A 24940-nucleotide genomic window follows, 5' to 3' on the forward strand; every position below is an offset into this window, starting at 1 on the left:
CGGGAGCGCGCGCCGTCGGGCTGGCGGGAATCGGACACGGCCCTCGGGGCCGTTTTCCCCGCCGGGGCCCGGAGGCGTTCAGTCCTTTCGCTCGGTCATCGGGTTGGGCAGCAGCGCCCACTGATCGCCTTCCTGCGACAGCCGCATCAGGGTGAGGGCCTTCACCGGTAGTTCCTCTGTTTGCAGTGCCCTTAGGTCCGGGCTCTCGGGGAGGTCGCGGGTGGCGGCTTCGAGGAGGGTGCCCAGGGCCGCGGTGTTCCCGGCCAGCGGGCCCAGCGCGCCCGTGAGCAGGCAGCCGAGGACCTTGCGGCGGAGAACGGTGGGGTCGTCGTTGAGGAGACGGCCGGTCAGCGGTGGAGCCGGGAAGCCGTGCCGGGCCAGCCGGGCCGGGCTGATCCGTATGTCGGCGAGGTCGCGGTAAACCAGCCTTCTGGGCCATCCGTCCGCGTCGACGACCGCGAGGAGGTTCTGGCCGTGGGCTTCGAGTGACACGCCGAGGTGGAGCAAGTCCAGGCAGATGCCGAGGGCCAGGCGGGCGAACGCGGTGATCCGCGTCTGCCGCTGGTGAGGGCTGTGGGAGGCGAAGTACCCGGGCAGCTCGGCCACGGGTATCACCTGTTCCCCCGCCCCGGCGTAGCCGTACGGCGACTCCCGCAGCACCGCCGCCAGGTCGGGTGTGCCCGCGCCCGCCGCCGTCAGCGTCCGCGCGATGTGCAGCCGGCCGTCCAGCCGGTCCGCGACGCGCTCGATGACGTCCGAGGTGGTCAGGGCGTTGTCCACCCCGTAGGCCGAGATGTCGCGGACCGCCGAGGTGAGCCGGGTGCTCAGCGCGGTCTTGACGTGCAGTCCCGTGTCGAGGGCGAGGGTGCGCAGGGACAGCAGCGGATGGGCCTGCGGCCCGGGCAGCAGCGTCCGGCCGCTCAGGACGTGCTCGGCCTGCCAGGGGTGCACCGGGATCAGCACGGCGGTCCCGTCCCGTAACTCCGATGGCCACGGGCCCCGTACCGTCGCTCCCGGCACGGGTGCGAGCCGCAGGCCGACCACGGGCCGGTGCTCGGGCGCGTAGGCCAGCTGCTCGGCCGCCGAGAAGCCGGGCCGGGAGCGGCAGCCGGGATGGTACGGATGGCCGTCCGGCGACCGTTGCTCCCATTCCCAGGGAACCAAGGGAACCGAAGGCGCCACGGCTGGACGGCGGGCCGTCCGGGACAGGGCCATGGACGCGACGCTGTGGTCGAGCTCGGCGGCCAGTCGCCCGCCGCCCGGTACGCCCAGCGCCGTCATCAGCCGGGCCGGATGGCCGTACGGGACGCCGTCCAGCTCCACAGCGGCGACCGCCGTCCCCGTCGCCCACGGATCCGACGGCGGGCCGTGCAGCCGCCGCCCGTCGACGAGCCGCAGCGTGAGGCCGTCGCTCGTGGGGGCGCGCGTCGTGATCCAGGGCAGCGGTTCATGGACGAGCCCGCGCCACAGCCGCGCCAGCACCGCCGCCCGCGCCCCCGGCAGGGCGGCGAGGTAGGCGGACGCCGACTCGGGGCGAACGCGGTCCAGTTCCTCGGCAAGCTCCCGCTCGGCGGGTGTATCGCACACGCGCATGTCCTACCGCAGCCGAACACACGACACACATACTGGTGGTCGATGAATGCCTTCGCCGCGGAAGCCGACGCACTGGCCATGGTGCCCCTGCTCAACTGTCTGCTGAGGGAGGCCTCCTCGCCGGCCTTCTCACCGGGCTCCTCACCGGCCGGGGAACCGGTCGCCCGCCGGGCCGTCCACCGCCTGCGCGCCACCGGCAGGCTGCTGAGCGTCCGCACCGGCCACCGGCCCTCCGCACCCGAGCTCTGGGACGGCCGCACCTGGCGCCCCCTGCGCCACTCCGGCCTCGTCGACCTCACCGTCCAGGAGATGCGCGCGGTCACCGGACGCTCCAACGCCCCCCTGGTCGCCGAGATGACCGCCGGCCGCGAGGCCGTCGAGGCCCTCCTCGCCGCCCGCGCCCGCGCCACCCCGCCCGCCGGCCCGTGGCTGCGCTCCGAACAGGCCCTGGTCATGGGCCACCCCTACCATCCGGCCCCCAAGGCCCGCACCGGCGGCGGCCCGCCCGGCACCTGGCTGCGCTACGCGCCGGAGGCGTACGGCCGCTTTCCCCTCGTCCTGTTGGGCGTGCGCCAGGACGCGGTGCTCGACGGCGGCGACACCCGCGCCCTCGACGCCCTGGGCCAGGCCCCGCCCGGCTACCGGCTGTTACCCGTCCACCCCTGGCAGCTCGACCTCACCCACCGCCTGCCCGCCGTGCACGCCGCCTTCGCCGAGGGCCGCCTCGTCCACCTCGGCCATACGCCCTGGGACGCCCGGGCCACGGCCTCGGTGCGCACGGTCCACGTTCCCGGGAGCCCCGAACGGCCCGGAGCGGACGGCGACTTGTTCCTGAAGTTCAGCCTGGAAGTGCAGATCACCAACGACGTCCGGCGGATCCGCCGGCACGAGCTGCGCCATGTGCGTGGCATCGATCCGCTGGTCACCGCGGCGTTCCGGGCGATGGACGGCCCGGCGGCGTGGCTGAGCGAGCGCGGGCACCGCACCGTTCGCGGTCTGGAGGAGACGTTCCCCGTCATCGTCCGCGACGGCCTGGACCGTCATGTGGTCCCGGGCGCCACCCCTGTGCTGGCGGCGGCGCTCACCGAGGGTTTCGACGGGGACCCGCTCGACGGCCTCAGTGACCCACTGCCGTGGTGGTCGGCCTACCTGGACCGCGTCGTTCCGCCCGTGCTGGAGGCCTACGCCCGGCACGGCGTCGCGGTCGAGTGCCACCTGCAGAACACGCTGATCGCCGTCGGCCCGGACGGAATGCCCGTCCAGGCCGTCTTCCGCGACACCGAGGGCGCCAAGGCGATCCCCGCCACGTCCCGGGAGGCCGCCTGGGAGCGAGTGGCGTACTGCCTCGTCGTCAACAACCTCACCGAGATCGCGAACGTTCTCGCCCACCGCTTCCCCCGGGCCGCCGGAGCCCTGTGGCCCATGGCACGACGGGAGTTCCAGCGGTGCGACAAGGAGCACGGCCTCCCGGAGACCGGGGCGCTGCTCGCCGCGCCGACGGTCCCCTGCAAGGCCAGCCTGCTCTCCCGCTGGATCGACGCCGACGGCACCGAACCCGCCTACGTCCCCCTCACCAACCCGCTGGCTCTCCTACCGTTCGGCGGCGACGGGCAGGGGCCGCCGTGATCAGTGCCGGAGCCGCTCCGCGAGCCATCCCGGGACGCCCCCCAGCAGCCGCACCAGCCGGCGGGCCTCCTCCCGGAGCCGTTCCGCCTCCTCCGGGTCGGCCACGACCGCCGCGAGGGACGCGAGGGCCGGGGCGATGCCGACGAGGTAGCCGAGCTCCTCGCGGATCCGCAGCGACTCCGCGAAGCCGTGCCGGGCCGCCGGGAGGTCGCCGTCGTGCTCGGCCATCGCCGCCACGTGGCGCCAGGTGAAGGAGAGCAGCAGATGCTGCCCGTGGGCGGCGGCTCCCGCGTGCGCGCGCTGGAAGACGGCCGTGGCGTCGGAGGGGTTGCCCGACAGGTGCTGGGCGATCAGGCCGCGCCGGAAGTCCAGCAGCGGGCGGGTCGGCGAGTGCGGGGCCAGCAGGGCCGCCGCGCGGCCCAGCGCGGACCGCGCCTCGTCGGCCCGGTCCCGTACGCCCAGCAGGGTGGACGCGTAGGCGAGGTGGCCGCGTTCGCAGGCGGCCGCGCCGCGCTCCTCGTCGTCCGTGGCGAGGGCCTCCGCCTCGCGGAGCGCGGCCTCCGCCGGGGCCCAGCCCTCCGCCGTGAACAGGCACCGTTCGATCAGCACCGCCGTCCGCCGCAGCGCGGCCCCCGGTTCGGTGGCGGCGCGGGGTGCGAGCAGCGCTGCCGCGTCGTCCCAGCAGGCCCGCGACCGCAGCCGCCAGACGGCGCGTTCGAGGGGGTCGTCCCCCGGGATGTGTTCCTCCGGGACGTGTTTCCCCTGGACGTGTTCCCCCGGGACGTGTGGCTCCGACAACCCAGAATTCCGCATGGCGGTGTCCGCCACAGTGCCCTCCCCAAGCGCGCCGTCGAGCTGGAAGCCTGCCTCGATCACAGCACGGCGAACCACGCGCGGCCAAGGGTCAGGTGTGAACCAATTCACAAACTCCCGGCCCGAAGGCTACCCAAGATGATCGGCTTCATGAGCGTGCGTCCGCTCATCCGGGCGGCCCGGCGAGGGGGGTGGCCTCAGCTCATGCGCAGCGCCAGGAAGAAGTCCAGCTTGTCCTCCAGCCGGGACAGGTCGCGCCCCGTCAGCTGCTCGATGCGCCCCACCCGGTACCGCAGCGTGTTCACGTGCAGATGCAGCCGCGTCGCGCAGCGCGTCCAGGAGCCGTCGCAGTCGAGGAATGCCTCCAGCGTCGGGATGAGCTCGGCGCGGTGGCGCCGGTCGTAGTCGCGCAGGGGGTCCAGCAGCCGGGCCGTGAAGGCGCGGCGGACGTCGTCCGGGACGAACGGCAGGAGCAGGACGTGCGAGGCCAGCTCCTGGTGGCCGGCCGCGCACACCCGGCCCGGGCGCGCGGCGGCGACGCGGCGGGCGTGCCGGGCCTCCTCCAGTGCGCCGCGCAGTCCCTCCGCCGAGTGGACGGCGGCGCTGACGCCGAAGGTGAGGCGCCCGTCGTCGGCGAGCCCGCGCTCCAGCGGCTCGCGGACGGCGGCGAGCAGCGCGTCGGCGTGGAGGCCCGCGCCGGTCAGCGGCTCGTCGGGCCCGGTGACCACGCCGGGCAGCGGCACCAGCGCGACCGCCTCGTCACCCGTGTGGGCGACGGCGATCCGGTCGGTGGGCTCGGGGCCGGCGCTGTCCTGGTCGACCAGGACCTCCTCCAGCAGGGCCTGTGCCACCGGGCCGCCGGGGACGTCGCCGCCCTCCCACTCCACCCGGGCCACGACGACCTGCCAGTGCGGGGCGGTGCCCAGGCCGGGCAGCAGCACGGGGGCCGCCACCCGCAGCCGGGCCGCGATCTCGGCGGGCGCGGCGCCCGCCTGGACCAGCTCCAGCACCTCCTGCGCGAGCCGACGGCGCACCGTGCGGGCCGCGTCGCGGCGGTCGCGCTCGACGGCGATCAGCTGGGTGACGCCGTGGAGGAGGTCCAGGCGCTCCGCGGGCCAGTCGCCCGCGTCGGCCTCGACGGCCAGCAGCCAGTCCGACAGGACGGTCTCGCGCACGTCGGCCGCCGACGCCGCGCGGGCGGTGTTGCCCACGGGGAACAGGGAGTACGTGCTGCCGCCGGTGGTCACCCGGTGCGGGCCGCGCCGGCCGGTGCGCGAGGCGGCCAGGTGCTCGCCCGCGAGGACGGCGCCCGTCTCGGGGGACAGGCCGGGGCCCGCCTCCGCCGGCGCGGAGCCGGCGATCCGGCGGCCGGTGGGGGAGAGCACCCAGGCGCGCAGGTCCAGGTCGGTGCCGAGCAGGTCGAGGACGACCTCGGGGCCGCCGCCCGCCGGGCCGCCCGTCATCAGCCGCCGGTGGCGGTCCACGACGGCCGCGAGGTCGCCTGCGCGCTCGCTGGAGACCTGCCGGACGACGTGCTCGGTGATCGAGGCGAAGGAGACCGTCTCGTCCACGGAGAACAGCGGCATCCGGTGCCGGGCGCAGGCCGCGATCAGGTCGTCGGGGGTCGAGGCGATCTCCGCCTCGCCCGCCGCCAGCCCGGCCACTCCGGCGGCCGTGAGGATCCGGACGAACCGCTCGGAGTCCTCCGGCTCGCGCCGCCAGGCCAGGCCGGTGAGCACCAGCTCACCGCCCGACAGGTAGCGGCTGGGGTCGCGGAGGTCCGTGGTCATCACGCCGCGCACGGTGCGGTCCAGCTCGTCCTCGCCGCCGAGCAGCCGAAGGCCCAGCGCGTCCGTCTCCAGCAGTGCGCGCAGCCGCATCCTCGTCGCCGCCGATCTGTCCTCAGGTAACCCGTGGAATGCAGTGAGGTTTCTGCATCCCGTCTTTCGTTCGAATCTACAAGACATGGGGCCTGGCCAGCCAACCAGCTTCATGGTTTCGGTGACTGCACCGGCCCGGTCACGCGTCGCTGTACTGGCGGTGCGCCGCGTGAACAGCCATCGCCAGGACATGAAGCCGCTCGAAAAACTCTCGAGAAGAGACCCCCCATGGACTTCCTGCGCCCCGCCGCCTGGGAGGAAGCGCTGGCCGCCAAGGCCGCGCACCCCACGGCCGTGCCCATCGCGGGCGGCACGGACGTGATGGTCGAGATCAACTTCGACCACCGCCGTCCGGCCCACCTCCTGGACCTCACCCGGATAGGTGAACTCCACGAGTGGGACGAGGACGGCCCCGACATCCGCCTCGGCGCCGCCGTCCCCTACGCCCGGATCCTCGACGAGCTCCGCGCGCCGCTGCCCGGCCTCGCCCTCGCCGCCCACACCGTCGGCTCCCCGCAGATCCGCAACCGGGGCAGCGTCGGCGGCAACCTCGGCGCCGCCTCCCCGGCCGGCGACAGCCACCCCCCGCTGCTCGCGGCGGGAGCCGTGGTGGAGGCGGAGTCGGTGCGCGGCACCCGGCTGATACCGGTCGAGGAGTTCTACACCGGCGTCAAACGCAACGCCCTCGCCCCCGACGAGCTCATCCGCGCCGTCCGCGTCCGCAAGGCCACCGGGCCGCAGCAGTTCTCCAAGGTCGGCACGCGCAACGCCATGGTCATCGCCGTCTGCGCCCTCGGTATCGCCCTCCACCCCGACAGCCGCACGGTCCGCACCGGCATCGGCTCGGCGGCGCCCACCCCGGTGCGCGCCCGGGCCGCCGAGGACTTCCTCGCCTCCGTCCTGGAGGAGGACGGCCTCTGGGAGTCGGGGCGCCCCATCGCCCCGTCCGCCGTACGGCAGTTCGCCGAGCTGTGCTCGGGCGCCTGCAACCCGATCGACGACGTGCGCGGCAGTGCCCGCTACCGCCGCCACGCGGTCGGCGTCATGGCCCGCCGCACCCTCGGCTGGGTGTGGGACGCGTACACCACGAGGGAGGGGGAAGCGCGATGCGCGTGACGTTCACCGTCAACGGCCGCACCCAGCGGGCCGACGACGTCTGGGAGGGCGAGTCCCTGCTGTACGTGCTGCGCGAACGGCTCGGCCTGGCGGGCTCCAAGAACGCCTGCGAACAAGGCGAATGCGGCTCCTGCACGGTACGTCTCGACGGCGTCCCCGTGTGCGCGTGCCTCGTCGCGGCGGGCCAGGCCGAGGGCCGGGAGATCGAGACCGTCGAGGGCCTCGCCGACCGGACCACCGGCGAACTCTCCCTCGTCCAGCAGGCGTTCGTCGACTCCGGCGCCGTCCAGTGCGGCTTCTGCACCCCCGGCCTCCTCGTCGCCGCCGACGACCTGCTCAGGCAGCGGCCCGACCCCTCAGACGCCGACATCCGCGAAGCCCTCTCCGGCAATCTCTGCCGCTGCACCGGATACGAGAAGATCCTCGACGCCGTCCGCCTCGCGGCGGCCCGCACCGGAGAGGCGGACTGACCCGATGCGCGACCTCACCCCCACCGGACTCACCCAGGCCAGCGGCACCAAGGGCGGCATCGGCGAGTCCACCCTCCGTCCCGACGGCACCCTCAAGGTCACCGGCGAGTTCGCCTACGCCTCCGACCTGTGGCACGAGGACATGCTCTGGGGCGTGACGCTGCGCAGCCCGCACGCCCACGCCCGCATCCGCTCCCTCGACGTCGCCGAGGCCCTCGCCACCCCGGGCGTCCACGCCGTCCTCACCCACGCCGACCTGCCCGCCGCCACCCGCTACGGGCTGGAGATCGAGGACACCCCCGTCCTCGCCGACGGCGTCGTCCGCCACCACGGCGAGCCCGTCGCGCTCGTCGCCGCCGACCACCCGGAGACCGCCCGCCGCGCGGCCGCGAAGATCCGCGTCGACTACGAGACCCTGCCCGTCGTCACCGACGAGGCGAGCGCCACCGCCCCCGACGCCCCCGTCCTCCACCCCGGCCGCACCGACGTCCCCCAAGGACCTCCGACAAGCTCCGGTCCAGGGGGTACCCCCATCGCCCCCCACGTCCCGCACCCCAACATCGTCCACCGCCAGCCCGTCGTGCGCGGCGACGTGGCCGCCGTGAAGGACCGCGCCGACGTCGTCGTCACCGGCGAGTACGAAGTCGGCATGCAGGACCAGGCGTTCCTCGGCCCCGAATCCGGGCTCGCCGTCCCCGCCGAGGACGGCGGCGTCGACCTCTACATCGCCACCCAGTGGCTCCACGCCGACCTCCGCCAGATCGCCCCCGTCCTCGGCCTGCCCGAGGAGAAGATCCGCATGACGCTCTCCGGCGTCGGCGGCGCCTTCGGCGGCCGCGAGGACCTGTCCATGCAAGCCCACGCCTGCCTCCTCGCGCTGCGCACCGGCCGGCCCGTGAAGATGGTCTACAACCGCTTCGAGTCCTTCTTCGGCCACGTCCACCGCCACCCCGCGAAGCTCCGCTACGAGCACGGGGCGACCCGCGACGGCGACCTCCTCTATGTGACGGCCCGCATCGTGCTGGACGGCGGTGCCTACGCCTCGTCCTCCCCGGCCGTCGTCGGCAACGCCGCCTCACTCGCCGTGGGCCCGTACGTCGTCGACCACGTCGACGTCGAGGCGATCGCCCTCTACACCAACAACCCGCCCTGCGGGGCGATGCGCGGCTTCGGCGCGGTGCAGGCGTGCTTCGCCTACGAGGCGCAGATGGACAAGCTCGCGGCGGCGCTGGGCATGGACCCCGTCGAGTTCCGTCGCCGCAACGCCATGTCGCAGGGCGCGGTGATGCCGACCGGGCAGGTCGTCGACTCGCCCGCGCCCGTCGCCGAACTGCTGCGGCGCGTCAAGGCGATGCCGCTGCCGCCGGCCCGCCAGTGGGAGTCTGCGGGCGGCGCGGCGGACGTCCGGGCGCTGCCGGGCGGCCTGTCGAACACGACCCACGGCGAATCGGTCGTCCGGGGCGTCGGCTACGCGGTCGGCATCAAGAACGTCGGCTTCTCCGAGGGCTTCGACGACTACTCCACCGCCCGCGTGCGGCTGGAGGCGGTGGGCGGCGAGGCCGTGGCCACCGTGCACACCGCGATGGCCGAGGTGGGCCAGGGCGGGGTCACCGTCCACGCCCAGATCGCTCGTACCGAACTCGGCGTCGCCCGGGTGACGATCCACCCCGCCGACACCCGGGTCGGCTCCGCCGGCTCCACCTCCGCCTCCCGGCAGACGTACGTCACCGGCGGCGCGGTCAAGCACGTCTGCGAGCTGGTGCGGGAGAAGGTCCTGGAGCTGGCCCGGGCCCGCTTCGGCACCTACCACCCGGCGTGGGCCACCGCCGAACTCCTGCTGGAGGACGGCAAGGTGGTCACCGACGGCGGCGAGGTCCTCGCCACGCTCGTGGACGTCCTGGAGGGCGAAGCCGTCGAGGCCGAGGACGAATGGCGGCACCGCCCCACCCGGCCCTTCGACCGGCGCACCGGGCAGGGCTTCGGGCACGTCCAGTACTCCTTCGCCGCCCACCGGGCGGTCGTGGAGGTCGACACCGAGCTGGGCCTGGTCAAGGTCGTGGAGCTGGCCTGCGCCCAGGACGTCGGCAAGGCCCTCAACCCGCTGTCCGTCACCGGCCAGATCCAGGGCGGTACGACGCAGGGGCTGGGCCTCGCGGTCATGGAAGAGATCGTCGTCGACCCGGTGACCGCGAAGGTCCGCAACCCCTCCTTCACCGACTACCTCATCCCCACCATCCTCGACACCCCGGCCATCCCGGTCGACGTCCTCGAACTCGCCGACGACCACGCCCCGTACGGCCTGCGCGGAGTGGGGGAGGCCCCCACCCTCTCCTCGACGCCGGCCGTCGTGGCGGCGATCCGGCAGGCCACGGGCCTGGCCCTGACCCGCGTCCCGGTCCGCCCGGAACACCTGACCGGCACGTAGCCCTCTCTTTTCCCATCGTCTCGGGCCGTCCCCCGGGTCACGCAGCCCCCACCGGACACCTGGAGCAGGCACCATGACCCATGCACCCGTGCGGCCCGGGACCACGGCGGAGGACGCGGGCGCGGGCTCGCGTCCGCCCTCCGGACGGTCCTGGCTCGACCGCTACTTCCACATCTCCGAACGGGGCTCGACGCTCGCCCGCGAAGTGCGCGGCGGCGTCACCACGTTCATGGCGATGAGCTACATCCTCCTCCTCAACCCCCTCATCCTCTCCGGCCCCGACGCCGGGCGGCACACCCTCGCCCGGACGGGTCTGATCACGGCGACGGCCTTCGCGGCGGCGCTGTCCACCCTGCTGATGGGACTGATCGGCAGGGTTCCGCTGGCACTCGCGGCCGGCCTCGGCGTCTCCGGGGTGCTCTCCACCCAGGTCGCGCCCCAGCTGACCTGGCCGCAGGCCATGGGCATGTGCGTGATCTACGGCGTCGTCATCATGCTGCTCGTCCTCACCGGGCTGCGCGAACGCGTCATGAACGCCATCCCGCTCGAGCTCAAGCACGCCATCACCATGGGCATCGGCATGTTCATCGCCCTGATCGGCCTGGTCAAGGCCGGTTTCGTGCACGCCGCGAAGGCCGGGGGACCGGTCACCCTCGGCCCGGCGGGCGAGCTGGCCGGCTGGCCGGTGCTGCTCTTCTGCGTCACCCTGCTGCTGATCTTCATGCTCCAGGCGCGCGACGTGCCCGGCGCGATCCTCATCGGCATCGTCGCCGGCACCGTGCTCGCCGTCGTCGTGAACGCGGCCTTCGGCCTCGACCCCCGCACCTGGCAGAACGGCGCCCCGGAACTCACCGGCGGCGCCGTCTCCATGCCCGACTTCTCACTCTTCGGCCAGGTCGAGTTCGGCGGCTGGGAGAAGGTCGGCGGGGTCACCGTGGGAATGATCGTCTTCACGCTGGTGCTGGCCGGGTTCTTCGACGCCATGGCCACGATCATCGGCGTGGGCACCGAGGCCGGACTCGCCGACGAGCACGGCCGGATGCCCGGCCTGAGCCGGGCCCTGCTCGTCGACGGCGCCGGCGGCGCGATCGGCGGGGTTGCCGGGGCCTCGGGCCAGACGGTCTTCGTCGAGTCGGCGACGGGCGTGGGCGAGGGCGCCCGCACGGGCCTGTCGTCCGTCGTCACCGGGCTGTTCTTCACGGCGTGCCTGTTCTTCACGCCCCTGACGAGGATCGTCCCCGGCGAGATCGCCGCGGCGGCGCTCGTCGTCATCGGCGCGATGATGATGAGCCACGCCCGCCATATCGACTGGACGGACCGGGCGGTCGCCATCCCGGTCTTCCTGACGGTGGCGCTCATGCCGTTCACGTACTCCATCACCGTGGGCGTCGGCGGCGGCGTCATCGCCCACACAGTCATCAAGGCCGGGCAGGGCCGCTGGCGCGAGCCGGGCCTCTTCATGTGGGTGCTGACCCTGGTCTTCGCGGGCTACTTCGCCCTGCACCCGATCGAGCAGTGGCTCGGCGTGAGGTAGGGGGGTCTGCCGTGTTGGACATCGCGGGCGAGTTGCACCAGTGGTGCGCGGAGGGCCGCGACTTCGCGGTCGCGACGGTCGTGGCCGTCCGGGGCAGCGCGCCTCGCCCACCGGGTGCGGCCCTCGCCGTCGACGTCGGGGGCACGGCCGTCGGCTCGGTCTCCGGAGGGTGCGTGGAGGGCGCGGTGTACGAGCTGTGCCGCGAGGCGCTGCGCACGGGGGAGCCGCTGCTGGAACGGTTCGGCTACTCGGACGAGGACGCCTTCGCCGTCGGCCTGATGTGCGGAGGGGAGATCGACGTGCTGGTGACCCCGGTACGTCGCCACCGTCCGGTGCTGGCCTCGGCGCTGGCCACCGCCGCGCGCGGCGAGGCGCTCGCCCTGGCCCGCGTGGTGACGGGCCCGCCAGGCACGCCGGGCCGCGCCCTGCTCGTACGACCGGACGGCACGGTCGAGGGCGGCCTGGGCGGCGGCCCCGCGCTCGACGCGACGGCGGCCCGGGAGGCGCTGGCCCTGCTGGACACGGGCCGTACCGCCCCGGTCGACGTCGGAGCGGACGGCTCGCGCTGCGGGGAGCCGGTACGGCTCCTGGTCGAGTGCAGCGTGCCGCCGCCGCGGATGCTGGTCTTCGGCGCGATCGACTTCGCGGCGGCGCTGGTGCGGGCGGGCAAGTTCCTCGGCTACCACGTGACCGTGTGCGACGCGCGGCCCGTCTTCGCGACGGCGAAGCGCTTTCCGGAGGCGGACGAGGTCGTGGTCGACTGGCCGCACCGGTATCTGGACGGGGTGGCGGTCGACGCCCGTACGGTCGTGTGCGTCCTGACGCACGACGCGAAGTTCGACGTGCCGCTGCTGGAGCGGGCGTTGCGGCTGCCGGTCGCCTATGTGGGCGCGATGGGTTCGCGGCGTACGCACGAGGCGCGGCTGGGGCGGCTGAGGGAGGCGGGGCTGTCGGAGCGGGAGCTGGGCCGGTTGCGCTCGCCGATCGGGCTCGACCTCGGGGCGCGGACGCCGGAGGAGACGGCGCTCTCCATAGCAGCGGAAATCATCGCGCTGCGACGCGGGGGATCGGGGATTCCGCTGGCGGGAGGATCCGTTCCGATCCACCACGAGGGGGTGGTCGAGCCGGTGGGGGCTCGGTAGCGAGGGTCTCCCGTCAGGTGGGCATCCGGAGCGGCACCACGCGCACCGGTCCGGCACCGGCCGCCTGCGCGGCGATGGCGTAGGGGATGCCGATGACGTCCTCGCAGTCCCCGAGCCGGAAGACGACGCTGAGCTCGTCCCCCCGGCCGGGGCGCCCGACGCCGACGGTGATCTCGCCGGCGGCCTCGTCGGCACGTACGGACAGCAGACGGACCGGCTCCTCGGTGAACGCGAACCAGGCGTCGCTCGCGCCGCTCAACTCCTCCAGCAGCCAGGCATACTTGAGCGGAAACGGGTCGCTCTCGCGGGGAACGCGGTAGCCCGGGTCCGTCCCGGACACGGCCAGCGGCTCACGGAGGGCCTCCGGGCCCGCCTCGGAGTCCGGGCTGACCGTTGTACGGCTCCCGTCCGGCCACACGGCGGTGACGGTGGGGGCCTCGCCGGTCAGCTCGACGGCGGCCAGCAACGGCCCGGAGGCCGCAGCGGCCCGCTGGATCGCGGCGAGACCGGCGAGCAGGGGCGCCCACCACTCCGCCCCCGGCCAGCGGCGGGACGGTCGTACCGGTCGGGCGCCCATGCCGTACCCCTCTCGATCTCCAGGGTCAGATGTTGATCGCCTGCCGCACCCAGTCGGGGCACCGGCCCGGCGTGTTCTCACAGTAGGCGGTGACCACGCCGAACGGCTTGTTGTCCCGCAACACGCGGAAGTTCACCACGGCGTCGACGGCCTTCACCTCCACGACACGGCACGTGCGGAAGATCCACCAGCCGCTGCACTTCACGTGCAGCACGTCGGTGACGTAGATGTAGCTCGTCCCGCCCTGCTGCTTCTTCCCGCCCGTGGGACGCGGGTACTTGGTGGTGGCCTTGACGGCGGCCAGGCTGAGGTTGTGCTTCTGGTCCACCTTCGTCAGGCCGAAGCCGTAGTCGCCGCCGGGCCACTTGCCCTGGCGCATCGTGGTGTCCCAGCCGTCCTTGTCCTTCCACTCGCCCACGATGCTGTAGGCGGGGTCGGGCGCGGCGGGCGCGGCGGGCGCGGCGGGTGCGGCCTTCTCGGCGGAGTCCGCCGCCCCGGACGTCCGGCCCTCGGCCAGCCGGTTCACGGCCTTCTGCTCGACCCCGTACCGCGCCAGGTCGCGCAGCTGGAATGTACCGGTCCGTGGGATGGCGGACTTCGCGTCGATGACGGAGAAGGACATGTCGCCCTTGGCGGCCGGTCCTTCGTCCGCCTGTGCGGCGGTGGGTGCCAGGGCTATCGCGCAGGCGGTCATCACCACGGCGGACGCGACGGCACTTCGGAGTGGTTGCATCTCGTTTTCCCCCTCGTGCGGAGCTGCCACAGGACGTGCTCCGGAGCGCAGGCGACGTTACGAGCCGACAGCGACCCTGGCCAGCCGCACGGGCCCGAACCAGTCGCTCCGGCAACGGCGGTGGCGCGCGGCGCGAAGCGGGGCGCTCACCGGGGGATTCGCGCGCCGGTCCGCCGTTGGGGTCACGGCCTCCGGATGCGGGTGGGGTGTGGAGGCGCGGGGGAGGGGCGGGCGAAGGCCGCATGTAACGGCGATTTATGGCCATGGTTGTGGCGCGGAGTGATGGGCGATCGACTGTGGCCGGAATCTGACCACGGGTGGCCGGAGATGTTCTCCTACGCTGAGCGCGTCGCGTGATCGGTTGTACGGGGGAGGGACCGGGGATGCCCAGGTGGGCCGTGGGATGCGTGCGAGTGGTGGTTCTGACGGTGGCCGTCCTCGGCCTCGTCCACGCCCCGTCGTGGCTGGAAGACGCGTACCGGGACCGGGCGGCGTACGAACGGGCGTCCCAGTGCCCCGCCGGCCACCCGGCCGGAGCCGATTGCTTAGAGCAGGTGAAGGGCGAGGTCGTCGACATGGGCACCAGAGGCTGCCCCGGCGACGGCTGCCCGCCCGAGGAGCGACGACTCCGAGTCCGCTACGGGAGTGACACCGTCTGGCTGACGGTGAACGGCAGCACGTACGACGCCGCGCGGCGGGGCACTCCGGCCGACGTCCGCGTGTGGCACGGCGCGGTGACCCGGGTGACGGTCCGGGGACACAGCACCGACTTCCTCCCGTCCGCCGGGAGTTCACTGCTGTGGCGCCTGGCGGGCGTGTGGCTCCTAGCGGGGGCGGCGATATGCGCGTTGATCGCTTCCCGCCGCCGAACCCTGGCCTTCTTGGGCGGTGCCTGGCTGCTACTGACAGCGCCGTTCGTCGTGATCGTGGACACGTCGCTGGTGGGCAGGCTGGGCGTGGTGGACGTGATCCTCGCGGCCGTGCTGGCGGTGCCGGGTGTCATCGTGAGCGTTGTCGGACTGCGCCGGCCCGCCCGTCGCGGTGCCCATCCATGATCAGCTGAACGATGTCCTCGTGGGCGGAGAGATCCGGCACGACGACCTCGGCGCCGGCGGACCGCAGCTCCTCCCGACCGCACCGCCCGGTGGCCACGGCCACCACCCGCACCCCACCGGCCAGCCCGGCCCGTACGTCGCCCGGGGTGTCCCCGACGAGCACCGCCTCCGAGGCGGGACAGCCCGCCCGGTCGAGGGCCAGCGTCACCAGTTCGGCCCGGTCCTCCGACTCCTCGCCGTAGGCCCCGATGCCGAGGTCGAGGTGACGGTCGAGACCGTACGCCGCGACCTTGACGTGGGCCGTGGCCCGGATGTTCCCGGTCAGCACGGTCTGCCTGACCCCGGGCACCCGGCCGAGCGCGGCGAGCACCGACGCGGCACCAGGCAGCGCGTGGCCGCGCTCGCGGAGTTCGGCGGCGTGCCGGAGGTGGAGTTCGGCGAGCACGGGCGCGAACGCGTCGAACTCCTCGCGGGTGGTGGACAGTCCGTGCAGCCTGGCGGTCTCCCGGAAGATGACCGGCTCGGTCATGCCGCCGATGCGGGGCTGCCGCTCCAGCGCCACTCCGGTCACCTGATGAAACGCCTCGGCGAACAGGGCCCACCCGAAGCCGCGGGTGTCCACGAGCGTGTGGTCGATGTCCCAGAGGACGAGCCGGGTCGCCATTTCCGCCGCTCCTAGCGCCGCCGAGCCATGGTCTTTCACCGCAGTTCGAGCACCATGGCATCGTAAACCGGCGCCTCGCCCCAAGGCGCCATAGCCCGCCGCAGCGTGGCCCGTTCGCGACGTGCCCGCCTGGATCCGGCGTCCACGGCGATTCCGGCCGCTTGGGCGTCCGGCTCGACCGCCTGGTCGTGGGACTACCATGCGCGGCATGATCAGAGCTGTTGTCTTCGACGTCGGTGAGTGCCTCGTGGACGAGACCCGCGAGTACGGGACGTGGGCCGACTGGCTCGGTGTGCCGCGCCACACGTTCGCCGCGGTGTTCGGTGCGGTGATCGCCCGTGGGCAGGACTACAGGCAGACGTTCCAGGTCTTCCGCCCCGGCTTCGATCTGTACGAGGAACGTGAAAAGCGCGCGGCTGCCGGTCGGCCGGAGTGGTTCGGGGAGCCGGACCTCTACCAGGACGTGCGGCCCGCGCTTCGCGAGCTGCGGGATGCCGGGCTGTGGCTGGCCATCGCGGGCAACCAGACGGTGCGAGCGGGTGGCCTGCTCCGGGAGTTGTTCGCGGCGGACGTCGATCTCATCGGCACCTCCGACGACTGGGGCGCGAGCAAGCCCGACCCGACGTTTTTCGAGCGTGTCGCCGAGGTTGTCCCCTTCGCGAAGCACGAGACGTTGTACGTCGGAGACCGCCTCGACAACGACATCCGGCCCGCAGTGACGGCCGGAATGAGGACGGCGCTGATCCGTCGCGGACCGTGGGGCACGATCCAGCAGGGCGACCCGGAAGCGGCGACGCTGCCGACGTTCCGCATCGACAGCCTCCGGGAGCTGGTCGAGGAGATCGGCAAGTTCAACGCTGGAGAGCGCTGACGGTCGTTCCCCAGCCGTACAACCGATCGTCCAGCTCGCGGACGCAGGGTTCGTGCTGCCACCGCGTGAGCGAGCGCCGTACGTCACGGACGCGTTCCATGCCTGTGGCGTACCACGTGGCCGCCAGTTGATCGAGGGCACGGATCGCGTACGCGCACGCGTCCTCGGGGTGGCCGGCGGCCACTTCCACGGCGGCCAGGTCGCCCAGGACGACCGTGCGCTGCTTGTCGGACGCCGTGGGCAAATCGTCGAGCACGCGCAGCAGCGTCTCTCGGGCCTGCGGCAGGTGCCCGGCCTTGAGCTGGGTGTTCCCCTTGAAGGCGGCGAGCCTCGTCGCGTCGAACCAGTCGAACCACGGTGGGGAGGGCGCCTCGGAGCCCGCTGTCATGGCGTCTTCTCCGCGCGAGATGAGACGCAGGGCGATGTGAGCGTTTCCGCATCGGGCCTCGCACTCGGCCTCGACCGCGTCGAGCCAGGCGAGGAACTCCGCCGAAGTGTCGCTGCGGCGGGCGTACGCACGCGCCGCGACCATGCGCTCGACGGCTTCGTCCCTTTTCCCGTCCCAGCCCGGGATGAACGCGGTGTGCGCGAGAACGGCGCTGCCCATGAGCGAGTCGTCCGCTTCACCCGCCGCTTGCAGCGCGCGGAGGAGCGTCTCACTCGCCTGCTCCGGCTGCCTCAGGTCGAAGAACTCGATGCGTCCCGCGAGCAGGAACGACTCGGCCAGCGATGCCGCGAGAACACGGCGGCAAGCCGCGCTCGTGTCCGGCAGCAGAGCGCAGCCGAGTCGGGCATGCGCCAGTACGGCGGGGTGGAGCGTCGCGGGGGCGACGCTCCAGTAGAGACGTCGGTGGGCCCGGGTGACGCTACTGAAGTCGTGTCCGGCTGTGGCCGGTTGCGGCGAGGCGGCTGCCCGCGTGGGAATCGTGGCGAGCCCCACGGCCGCCACCGTGCCCGCCGCACTGGAAGCACGACGCATCGCGTCACGCTGATCGCCGCCGCCCGGACCCCACGGCGGCGTGAAGCCCAGCTCCTCAAGGCTTTGGCCGAAGAGATGGGTCAGGACCCGACCGATGTCGGGGTGGGGCCATGGCGGCGCGGACGATTCCCAACGACGGATCTGCCGGACGCCCGTCGTCACTCCGCGGAGCCCCAGCTCGGGTGCCGCACGTGTGATGGCCTCGGCGAGCTGCTGCTGTGATGTGTAACCGGCGGCGAGGCGCGCTGCTTTGAGGCGGATGTTGCCTGTCGTCCGCGACATGATGCCCTCCCATGGAACCCCCAAGGAACATGGTGGCTGTCGGCCAACGGTACGTCGGGGTAGCCGGGATGTTCACCCGATATGGGTAACGAAGGTCCTGTGCAGGCCCTTTGGGCGGCCTGTCGAAGTCCTCGAATCGTCCTTTGGCGAGCGCGAGGCTTGGCGCGGCCGGTCGTTCCGGCCGTCCCACCGAGCAGCTTGGAGCCGAATGATGCACCCAACCGCCGCCCAATGGCTCGTGTCCCGCGAGACCCACCCGCGCGAAGCGCGCGAGGCGTGGGCGCGGGGGGAACCCGCGATCATCCGGATGGGCGTCCACGTCGAAGCCGTCCGCCTGCCCGCGAGGTTCGTGCACGCCCGGGCGGGCGGCGAGGGGAGGGCGGTGGTCGAGGGGGTGTTCCGACAGGTCGGCGTGCTGCGGGCCGTGATCGCCGATGCCCACCGCCGCTGGTACTACGCACTCGTGCCGCCCGGCACGTCCGCCGCAGGGGACGAGCCCCGGCTCGTCTGCTGCGGCACGGGCGGCTACCTCGGCGTACCCCCGACACATCGCGTCGAGCCGCCCGGTACGTACTGGCTGCTCGCGCCGCCGGCCGGTGAGGCGGATCTCTGCGATCTCGACGCCCTGCGCGAGCTGGCCGCCGCGCCGGTGAGGGGCTGACGGCGCGCGCCGCCGGGCGTGTGGCGGGGCGGACGGCGGCGCGAGCATGCGCCGTCGCGCCGCGCGTCGCCGCCCCGGGGCGCTTTGCGTGCTCATTGCTCGCACATGGTCGACACCGGATACACCTGTGGCATGCTGGGTGCCGAAGGTGCCGTTCCGGTCCGCCAAGGCGGACGCGCCGGCGGCACCCGCGCTGTCCGTACGAGCGAGGAGGTGATCGGGATGACCAGTCGGAGTCCCGAGGGAAGTCCTCGCCACAGCGCACCTCTCCCGCGCGCGGCCCGTTGACGCCGTATTTCCGCTGACACGTAGGCCGTTCGCCCCGTCGGTCGCAGACCGTTCACGGTCTGTTCGCTGTCGCGTGTGATTCCCCTTCTCCATCGGCCCTTGTCGGCCTTTTTCTTCGCCTGAACCCGCGGACACGGGTGATTTCCGCTGCCCTCCGCGCGTCGGGTCCTCATACCTTCACGTCCACTTTTCCGTGCGACGGCACGTCCCCGCGCCATGCCGCCATGCCGCTCTCCGGCCATGCCGCCATGTCGCCGCGCCGCCATGCCGTCATGCCCGGAGAGAGGTTCCGCCATGACCAACACCACCCTCACCCCCCAGAAGCTCGCTCCGCCGGGCGGCCGTGCCCGCCGGGAGCGGAAGGCCGCCGAGCTCGAGGCCGGGACCCGGGCCGTCGCCGAGCGGCTCGCCCGGTACAGCGCCCTGCCCGGGTCGCAGGTGCTCCAGGACGTCCGCGCCACCCCGCAGGGGCTGCGGCAGGACGAGGCCGGGGAGCGGCTGGAGCGCGACGGCGCCAACGTCGTCGCCCACGACCGCGGGCCCCGCTGGTACGCACAGCTGGCCAGGGCCTTCTGGAACCCGTTCATCCTGATCCTGACCGCCCTTGTCGTGATCATGTACGTCCAGTGGCTGCAGGTCGCCGACGAGGAGCCCTTCGACCCCAAGATCCCCATCCTCGGCGCGATGGTGCTGATCAGCGGCCTGCTGCGGTTCTGGCAGGAGTACCGGTCCTCCGCCGCCGCCACCGCGCTCCGCGCCCTGGTCACCACCACCACGGCCGTCCAGCGCCGGGCCGGCCGGGACGCCGCGCCCGCGACCGTCGAGATCCCCATGGACCAGGTCGTCAAGGGCGACGTCGTCCGGCTCGCCGCCGGCGACCTCGTCCCCGCCGACCTGCGGCTGCTCACGGCCAAGGACCTCATGATCAGCCAGGCCGCGCTCTCCGGCGAGTCGCTGCCCGCGCCCAAGGCGGACACGCGCGTCCACGACTACGGGCAGTCCACGACCACCAACCCCGTCGAGGCCGACAACCTCGCCCTCATGGGCACCTCCGTCACCTCCGGAACCGCCACCGGCGTCGTCGTGGCCACCGGCTCGGGCACCTACTTCGGCTCGATGGCCGGCTCCCTCGTCGGCGAGCGGCCCGAGACGAGCTTCGACACGGGCGTGAAGAAGGTCAGCTACCTGCTGATCCGCTTCATGCTGGTCATGGTCCCGCTCGTCTTCGTGATCAACGGGTTCACCAAGGGCGACTGGGCCGAGGCCTTCACCTTCGCCGTCGCCGTGGCCGTCGGCCTCACCCCGAGATGCTGCCGATGGTCGTCACCACCAACCTGGCGCGCGGCGCGGTCACCATGTCCCGCCACAAGGTCGTCGTCAAGCGCCTCAACGCCATCCAGAACCTCGGCGCCATGGACGTCCTCTGCACGGACAAGACCGGCACCCTCACCGAGGACCGCATCGTCCTCGACCGCTACCTCGACGTCCGGGGCGGCGAGGACAGCGAGGTCCTGGAGTACGCCTACCTCAACAGCCACTTCCAGACCGGGCTGCGCAATCTGCTGGACCAGGCCGTCATCGACCGCGTGCTCGAGGCCGAGGAGGTTGTCGTCGACGCACGCTTCACGATGGTCGACGAGATCCCCTTCGACTTCGCCCGCCGGCGGATGTCGGTCGTGCTGGCGCGCAACGAGCTCAACGGGTCCGCAGACGCGCATGCGGTTGGTGAACACGTTCTCGTCACCAAGGGCGCCGTCGAGGAAGTCCTCGCCCTCTGCACCCACATCACCGACCGCGGCGCCCGCGTCCCGCTCACCGACACGCTGCGCCGTGAGGCGACCCTCACCGCCGAGGCCAACAACCGGCTCGGCCTGCGCGTCCTCGCCGTCGCCACCCGCACGATGCCCGCCGAGAGCGAGACGTACACCGTCGCCGACGAGGCCGGGCTCACCCTCATCGGCTTCCTCGCCTTCCTCGACCCGCCGAAGAAGGACGCCGCCCGCGCCCTGCAGGCGCTCGCCGACAACGGCGTCGCCGTCAAGGTCGTCACCGGCGACAACGAGCTGGTCGCCGCCCGGGTCTGCGCGGACGTCGGCATCGACGTCGGCCGCGTCGTCACCGGCGCGGAGGTCGACGAGCTGGACGACGCCGAGCTGCGCGTCCTCGCCGCCGCGACCACGGTCTTCGCCAAGGCGAACCCCGTGCAGAAGGCCCGGATCGTCCGCGCCCTCCAGGCCGAGGGGCACACCGTCGGCTTCCTCGGCGACGGCATCAACGACGCCGCCGCGCTGCGCGACGCCGACGTCGGCATCTCCGTCGACACGGCCGTCGACATCGCCAAGGAGTCCGCCGACATCATCCTGCTGGAGAAGGACCTCATGGTCCTGGAGCGGGGCGTCGTCCAGGGCCGGCAGACCTTCGGCAACACCATCAAGTACATCAAGATGACGGCCTCCTCGAACTTCGGGAACGTCTTCTCCGTCCTCGTCGCCTCCGCCTTCATCCCCTTCCAGCCGATGCTGGCCATGCAGCTGCTCGTGCAGAACCTCGCCTACGACATCTCGCAGCTGGCCACGCCCTGGGACCGGATGGACAAGGACTACCTGCGCGAGCCGCGCGCCTGGGACGCCCGGGGCATCGGTCGTTTCATGCTCGTGCTCGGGCCCACCAGCTCCGTCTTCGACATCACCACCTACCTGCTGATGTGGCACGTCTTCGGGGCGAACAGCGAGGCCCACCAGGCGCTCTTCCAGTCCGGCTGGTTCGTCGAGGGCCTGCTGACGCAGACCCTGGTCGTCCATATGCTGCGTACCCGGAAGGTTCCCTTCCTGCAGTCGCGGGCCACCGCGCCCGTGCTGGCGATGACCGCGCTGGTCATGGCGTTCGGCATGTGGGTGCCGTTCTCCCCGCTCGCCGGGGTGCTGGGGATGCAGGCGCTCCCCCTGACGTACTTCCCTTGGCTGGCCGGCACCTTGCTCGCCTACTGCCTGCTGACCCAGGGGGTGAAGAGCTGGTACATCCGCCGGTTCAACACCTGGCTGTGACCGGCCGATAAGAGATCGATACACGACGGGGAACGAGGACAAGGAGAGGCGGATCATGGCCATCGTTCACGAGTGGCAGCTCGCGGCCAACATCGGGGCCGGACTGGGCTTCGGTGCGATCATCGGGCTGGAGCGGCAGTGGCGGGCCAGAATGGCGGGGCTGCGCACCAACGCGCTCGTCGCCGCCGGATCCGCCCTCTTCGTCCTCCTCTCCACCTACGGCTTCAGCAGCGCCACCAGCACCACCGGCTACGACGGCTCGCGCGTCGCCGCCCAGATCGTCTCCGGCATCGGCTTCCTCGGCGCGGGCGTCATCATGCGCGACGGCCTGAGCGTGCGCGGCCTCAACACCGCCGCCACGCTTTGGTGTTCGGCCGCCGTCGGCGCCCTCGCCGGCACCGGGCTGTACGTCATCGCCGCCCTCGGCACGGTCGGGGTGGTGGGAGCCAACACCCTGCTGCGCCCGCTCGCCCGGGGTCTGGACCGGGGGGCCACCGGCGGGGCCGAGGTGGTCACGGACTACCACTTCGAGGTGGTCTGCACCGAGCCCGAGGAGGCGCACGTCCGCACGCTCGTCGTCCAGGCCGTGGCCCGGCCCGGCTTCACGCTGCGCTCGGTGCACAGCCGGGACGCGGAGACGGCCGGGAAGGTGACGGTCGCGGCGGAGCTGAGCACCGAGCGCCGGGACGACAGCCTGCTGGAGGAGGCCGTCAGCAGGCTCTCGCTGGAGCCCGCCGTCTCCGCCGTCAGCTGGACCGTGCTGCACGGCCCGGACGACGACGACAACGGTGATGACGACGACTACCCGGCCGGGCGCCGGACCAGGCGCCGGGTGCGGAACCTCTTCACCGGGCGGTGAGGTCGTCGACGGGGCGCCCGGGCAAGGGGGCGTCCGGCCCTGTGCACCGGGCACGCGGTGCTGTACGTTCGCGGTGGTCCGGCGATGGGAGTGTTTCAGCGTGACTGGCGTGGTGACTGGCGTGAACGGTTCGAGCGCGTCGGAGGCGTCGCGTGCGCCGCTGTTCGTCAAGATCTGCGGGCTGCGCACGGCCGAGGACGTGGACGCGGCCGTCGAGGCCGGGGCCGACGCCATCGGCTTCGTCTTCGCGCCGGGCGGCCCGCGCACGGTGGACCCCGCCCTCGCCCGCCCGCTCGCCGAGCGGGTGCCCGGGCACGTGCTGACCGTCGGCGTCTTCCGCGGCCAGCCCGTGGCCGAGGTCCGCGCGCTGGCCCGGGCCGCGGGCGTCCGGGCCGTACAGCTCCACGGCGACGAGGGGCCCGCGCACTACGCGGAGCTGCGGCCCGACGGCTGGACCCTGATCCGCGCCACCTCCTGCCACGGTGAGCCGCCGGCCCTCGGCGAGCTGGGGGAGGATCTCCTCCTGCTCGACGCCCCGGCCCCCGGGTCGGGCGAGCCGTGGGACTGGTCCGCCGGGAGCTTCACCCCGCCGGCGGGCCGCTGGATCCTCGCCGGCGGGCTGCACCCCGGGAACGTGGCGGACGCCGTCCGCACCACGCGCCCCTGGGGCGTGGACGTCTCCAGTGGCGTGGAGGCCCGGCGCGGAGTGAAGGACCCGCGTCTGATCAGGGAGTTCCTCCGGGCCGCCCGCTCGGTGGAATGATTCCGGCCGTCGGCACAGGGTCAACTCCGGCCTGCCCGTGTAGACTTCGAACGCCAGCGCGGTGTGCGAACACCTGTCCTGGAATATTCCCCTGACAACCCTCCATCGGATCGCGGCGCACTCGACGCGCCGCGCGGTTCCGGCCTGTCCGCGAACCGGAAGCTCACCATCTCCAGCACCCGAGAACCTCGCACCACCTTGCACTTCGCACGTCCGTGTACGGCAAGAGCGTCGGTCAGGAACTTCGGTATCACGAGAGTGAGGCGGCTGTATGTCCGCGAACGACTGTCAGAGCGACTGTAAATTGACCGGTACCTGGCTCGGCGAGGTCGATCTCCGACCGATCGCCGAACAAGTGGGGACACCGGTCTTCCTCTACAGCGAAGCACAGATCGTCAAGAACATAGGACGCGTACAGAGCGCCGCGGAGGCGGCCGGTATCGGCTCCCGCGTCGAGCTCTACGTCCCCTTCTTCCCCAACTCCAACCCCCACGTCCTGCGCCCCTTCCAGGACCTGGGCGTGGGCATCCTGCTCCAGCTCCCGAGCGAGTACCAGCTCCTCACGAAGTTCGGCTTCGACAAGTTCATCGTCTCCCCCGGCCACGTCTCCGACGACGAGATCAGCTTCTGGGACCGGGCGGGCTACCCCACCTTCCTCTCCAGCCTGGACGAGGTCTCCCACTCGCTGCGCAACGACGCCCCCTCGATCAGTGTCCGGATCGACAGCCTCGAGTCCGGGAAGCCCGGCATCAAGCTCAGCGAGCTGAAGAACCTGGCCGACCTGCTGGAACGGCACGGGCGCGACCTCGACTGCCTCGAGGTCTACTGCGGCAGCGGCAACTCCCTGGACGACATGGTCGGCATCATCGAGACGATGTTCACCATCTTCCTGACCCACTTCCCCAAGGCCCACTCCATCAACTTCGCGGGCGGCCACGGCTTCGTCTACGAGAAGTGGGACGAGACGGAGAAGCACTTCGACTGGGGCCAGTACTTCAAGGCGCTGCGGGCGAGCGCCGACCGGATGGGCATCCCGGAGCATGTGAAGTTCCTCTTCGAACCGGCCCGGGACGTACTGGCCGACACCGGAGCCCTCCTGCTCAGCGTCGAGCGCAACGTCCTCACCAACTCCGTCGGCAGCCTCGTCGTCACCGACGGCTCCCGCATGCTGATGCCCTCGGCCCAGCTCCGCGACCGGCGCCACAACGTGGTCTTCCTCGACGCGGACATGAAGGAGATCCCCGCCGGGGACGCCACCGGCGGCGTGAACGCGGCGCTGCGCGGCCGCAGCATCCTGCGCCACGACTACATCCTGCCGGGCGAGTACTTCGTGCCCGAGGGCGTCGACGGCCGCAGCCACATGCTGATCCTCGACGTCGGCGCCTACTGCGCCACGCAGCACATGGAATTCCTCAACATCCCGCCGGCGGCGGAAGTCCTCGTGGACACCGCCGGAACGCCGCACCTGATCACCGCCCGCGGTGGCGACCTCGACAAATGGCGCCACCTGCTCGACGAGAAGCAGGCAGTGAAGCTCTAACGCGCGCGTTCCCGCGAGGAGTGAT

20 protein-coding genes and 1 pseudogene are annotated in these 24940 nt (G+C 72.6%); 14 read left to right on the forward strand and 7 right to left on the reverse strand.

Going from position 1 to position 24940, the window contains the following annotated elements:
* Positions 1-78: 78 nt before the first annotated feature.
* Entirely contained in the window at positions 79-1593 is a 1515-nt protein-coding gene (locus EKH77_RS25255) for an IucA/IucC family protein (RefSeq protein ID WP_126916594.1), read from the reverse strand.
* A gap of 42 nt (positions 1594-1635) precedes the next feature.
* On the opposite strand from EKH77_RS25255, the gene EKH77_RS25260 reads away from it, so the two are divergent.
* Positions 1636-3219, forward strand: a complete 1584-nt coding sequence (locus EKH77_RS25260; RefSeq protein WP_126916595.1) for an IucA/IucC family protein — start codon at positions 1636-1638, stop codon at positions 3217-3219.
* On the opposite strand, the gene EKH77_RS25265 is transcribed toward EKH77_RS25260, so the two are convergent.
* Both EKH77_RS25265 and EKH77_RS25270 read right to left on the reverse strand, forming a co-directional pair.
* Positions 3220-4032, reverse strand: coding sequence for a hypothetical protein (locus EKH77_RS25265; protein WP_397612247.1), 813 nt, complete (start codon positions 4030-4032; stop codon positions 3220-3222). It abuts the gene before it with no gap.
* A 197-nt stretch (positions 4033-4229) separates the two neighbouring features.
* Positions 4230-5912, reverse strand: coding sequence for a PucR family transcriptional regulator (locus tag EKH77_RS25270; protein ID WP_126916596.1), 1683 nt, complete (start codon positions 5910-5912; stop codon positions 4230-4232).
* Positions 5913-6140: 228 nt separating this feature from the next.
* Between EKH77_RS25270 and EKH77_RS25275 the strand changes: the two genes are divergently transcribed.
* The 5 genes from EKH77_RS25275 to EKH77_RS25295 all read left to right on the forward strand — a co-directional run bounded on the left by EKH77_RS25275 (position 6141) and on the right by EKH77_RS25295 (position 12599).
* Complete coding sequence (locus tag EKH77_RS25275; protein WP_126916597.1) at positions 6141-7028, forward strand: FAD binding domain-containing protein; 888 nt, start codon at positions 6141-6143, stop codon at positions 7026-7028.
* Positions 7019-7498 (forward strand): (2Fe-2S)-binding protein, encoded by a 480-nt coding sequence (locus tag EKH77_RS25280; protein WP_126916598.1) that lies wholly within the window; start codon positions 7019-7021, stop codon positions 7496-7498. Before EKH77_RS25275 ends, EKH77_RS25280 begins: the two co-directional genes overlap by 10 nt.
* Before the next feature lie 4 nt (positions 7499-7502).
* Positions 7503-9923, forward strand: a complete 2421-nt coding sequence (locus EKH77_RS25285; RefSeq protein WP_126916599.1) for a xanthine dehydrogenase family protein molybdopterin-binding subunit — start codon at positions 7503-7505, stop codon at positions 9921-9923.
* 73 nt (positions 9924-9996) lie between these two features.
* Complete coding sequence (locus EKH77_RS25290; protein ID WP_126916600.1) at positions 9997-11457, forward strand: NCS2 family permease; 1461 nt, start codon at positions 9997-9999, stop codon at positions 11455-11457.
* An 11-nt stretch (positions 11458-11468) separates the two neighbouring features.
* The gene (locus EKH77_RS25295; protein ID WP_126916601.1) at positions 11469-12599 is read left to right on the forward strand and encodes an XdhC family protein; all 1131 of its coding nucleotides are present in this window, start codon (positions 11469-11471) and stop codon (positions 12597-12599) included.
* 13 nt (positions 12600-12612) lie between these two features.
* Here the strand turns inward: EKH77_RS25295 and EKH77_RS25300 are convergent, their stop codons facing one another.
* Positions 12613-13176 (reverse strand): hypothetical protein, encoded by a 564-nt coding sequence (locus EKH77_RS25300; RefSeq protein WP_126916602.1) that lies wholly within the window; start codon positions 13174-13176, stop codon positions 12613-12615.
* Between the two features lie 25 nt (positions 13177-13201).
* Complete coding sequence (locus EKH77_RS25305; RefSeq protein ID WP_126916603.1) at positions 13202-13909, reverse strand: hypothetical protein; 708 nt, start codon at positions 13907-13909, stop codon at positions 13202-13204.
* A gap of 407 nt (positions 13910-14316) precedes the next feature.
* On the opposite strand from EKH77_RS25305, the gene EKH77_RS25310 reads away from it, so the two are divergent.
* Entirely contained in the window at positions 14317-14964 is a 648-nt protein-coding gene (locus EKH77_RS25310; RefSeq protein WP_126916604.1) for a hypothetical protein, read from the forward strand.
* On the opposite strand, the gene EKH77_RS25315 is transcribed toward EKH77_RS25310, so the two are convergent.
* Positions 14909-15628 (reverse strand): HAD family hydrolase, encoded by a 720-nt coding sequence (locus EKH77_RS25315; RefSeq protein ID WP_126916605.1) that lies wholly within the window; start codon positions 15626-15628, stop codon positions 14909-14911. The two genes, EKH77_RS25310 and EKH77_RS25315, sit on opposite strands and share 56 nt — an antisense overlap.
* Positions 15629-15836: 208 nt before the next feature.
* Here EKH77_RS25315 and EKH77_RS25320 point away from each other — a divergent pair, with 208 nt between their 5' ends.
* The gene (locus tag EKH77_RS25320) at positions 15837-16499 is read left to right on the forward strand and encodes an HAD family hydrolase (protein ID WP_126918279.1); all 663 of its coding nucleotides are present in this window, start codon (positions 15837-15839) and stop codon (positions 16497-16499) included.
* Here EKH77_RS25320 and EKH77_RS25325 read toward each other — a convergent pair.
* Positions 16480-17760 (reverse strand): transcriptional regulator, encoded by a 1281-nt coding sequence (locus tag EKH77_RS25325; protein ID WP_126916606.1) that lies wholly within the window; start codon positions 17758-17760, stop codon positions 16480-16482. The two genes, EKH77_RS25320 and EKH77_RS25325, sit on opposite strands and share 20 nt — an antisense overlap.
* Before the next feature lie 208 nt (positions 17761-17968).
* On the opposite strand from EKH77_RS25325, the gene EKH77_RS25330 reads away from it, so the two are divergent.
* From EKH77_RS25330 to EKH77_RS25350, 6 genes and pseudogenes are all read left to right on the forward strand, one after another.
* Positions 17969-18421 carry a hypothetical protein gene (locus tag EKH77_RS25330; protein WP_126916607.1) on the forward strand — a complete coding sequence of 151 codons (453 nt, stop codon included), beginning with the start codon at positions 17969-17971 and terminating at the stop codon, positions 18419-18421.
* 582 nt (positions 18422-19003) lie between these two features.
* Positions 19004-19954 (forward strand): annotated as a pseudogene (locus tag EKH77_RS33950) (cation-transporting P-type ATPase); the annotation flags it as partial.
* A 71-nt stretch (positions 19955-20025) separates the two neighbouring features.
* The gene (gene mgtA, locus EKH77_RS33955; RefSeq protein ID WP_240667520.1) at positions 20026-21753 is read left to right on the forward strand and encodes a magnesium-translocating P-type ATPase; all 1728 of its coding nucleotides are present in this window, start codon (positions 20026-20028) and stop codon (positions 21751-21753) included.
* Positions 21754-21808: 55 nt separating this feature from the next.
* Entirely contained in the window at positions 21809-22612 is an 804-nt protein-coding gene (locus EKH77_RS25340; RefSeq protein WP_164737857.1) for an MgtC/SapB family protein, read from the forward strand.
* A 121-nt stretch (positions 22613-22733) separates the two neighbouring features.
* Positions 22734-23375 (forward strand): phosphoribosylanthranilate isomerase, encoded by a 642-nt coding sequence (locus tag EKH77_RS25345; RefSeq protein ID WP_240667521.1) that lies wholly within the window; start codon positions 22734-22736, stop codon positions 23373-23375.
* A gap of 304 nt (positions 23376-23679) precedes the next feature.
* Entirely contained in the window at positions 23680-24915 is a 1236-nt protein-coding gene (locus tag EKH77_RS25350; protein ID WP_126916609.1) for a diaminopimelate decarboxylase, read from the forward strand.
* The last annotated feature ends 25 nt before the right edge of the window (positions 24916-24940 follow it).

The sequence above is a fragment of the Streptomyces luteoverticillatus genome (assembly GCF_003970715.1).
Taxonomy (GTDB): domain Bacteria; phylum Actinomycetota; class Actinomycetes; order Streptomycetales; family Streptomycetaceae; genus Streptomyces; species Streptomyces abikoensis.

What these genes read in the sequence shown, in the direction of transcription:
- EKH77_RS25255 (WP_126916594.1), bottom strand. Translation starts at nt 1,593, where the DNA reads ATGCGCGTGTGCGATACACCCGCCGAGCGGGAGCTTGCCGAGGAACTG.
- EKH77_RS25300 (WP_126916602.1), bottom strand. Translation starts at nt 13,176, where the DNA reads ATGGGCGCCCGACCGGTACGACCGTCCCGCCGCTGGCCGGGGGCGGAG.
- EKH77_RS25270 (WP_126916596.1), bottom strand. Translation starts at nt 5,912, where the DNA reads ATGCGGCTGCGCGCACTGCTGGAGACGGACGCGCTGGGCCTTCGGCTG.
- EKH77_RS25260 (WP_126916595.1), top strand. Translation starts at nt 1,636, where the DNA reads ATGAATGCCTTCGCCGCGGAAGCCGACGCACTGGCCATGGTGCCCCTG.
- EKH77_RS25290 (WP_126916600.1), top strand. Translation starts at nt 9,997, where the DNA reads ATGACCCATGCACCCGTGCGGCCCGGGACCACGGCGGAGGACGCGGGC.
- EKH77_RS25340 (WP_164737857.1), top strand. Translation starts at nt 21,809, where the DNA reads ATGGCCATCGTTCACGAGTGGCAGCTCGCGGCCAACATCGGGGCCGGA.
- EKH77_RS25305 (WP_126916603.1), bottom strand. Translation starts at nt 13,909, where the DNA reads ATGCAACCACTCCGAAGTGCCGTCGCGTCCGCCGTGGTGATGACCGCC.
- EKH77_RS25330 (WP_126916607.1), top strand. Translation starts at nt 17,969, where the DNA reads ATGATGCACCCAACCGCCGCCCAATGGCTCGTGTCCCGCGAGACCCAC.
- EKH77_RS25280 (WP_126916598.1), top strand. Translation starts at nt 7,019, where the DNA reads ATGCGCGTGACGTTCACCGTCAACGGCCGCACCCAGCGGGCCGACGAC.
- EKH77_RS25325 (WP_126916606.1), bottom strand. Translation starts at nt 17,760, where the DNA reads ATGTCGCGGACGACAGGCAACATCCGCCTCAAAGCAGCGCGCCTCGCC.
- EKH77_RS25265 (WP_397612247.1), bottom strand. Translation starts at nt 4,032, where the DNA reads ATGCGGAATTCTGGGTTGTCGGAGCCACACGTCCCGGGGGAACACGTC.
- EKH77_RS25285 (WP_126916599.1), top strand. Translation starts at nt 7,503, where the DNA reads ATGCGCGACCTCACCCCCACCGGACTCACCCAGGCCAGCGGCACCAAG.
- EKH77_RS25315 (WP_126916605.1), bottom strand. Translation starts at nt 15,628, where the DNA reads ATGGCGACCCGGCTCGTCCTCTGGGACATCGACCACACGCTCGTGGAC.
- EKH77_RS25320 (WP_126918279.1), top strand. Translation starts at nt 15,837, where the DNA reads ATGATCAGAGCTGTTGTCTTCGACGTCGGTGAGTGCCTCGTGGACGAG.
- EKH77_RS25275 (WP_126916597.1), top strand. Translation starts at nt 6,141, where the DNA reads ATGGACTTCCTGCGCCCCGCCGCCTGGGAGGAAGCGCTGGCCGCCAAG.
- mgtA (WP_240667520.1), top strand. Translation starts at nt 20,026, where the DNA reads ATGGTCGTCACCACCAACCTGGCGCGCGGCGCGGTCACCATGTCCCGC.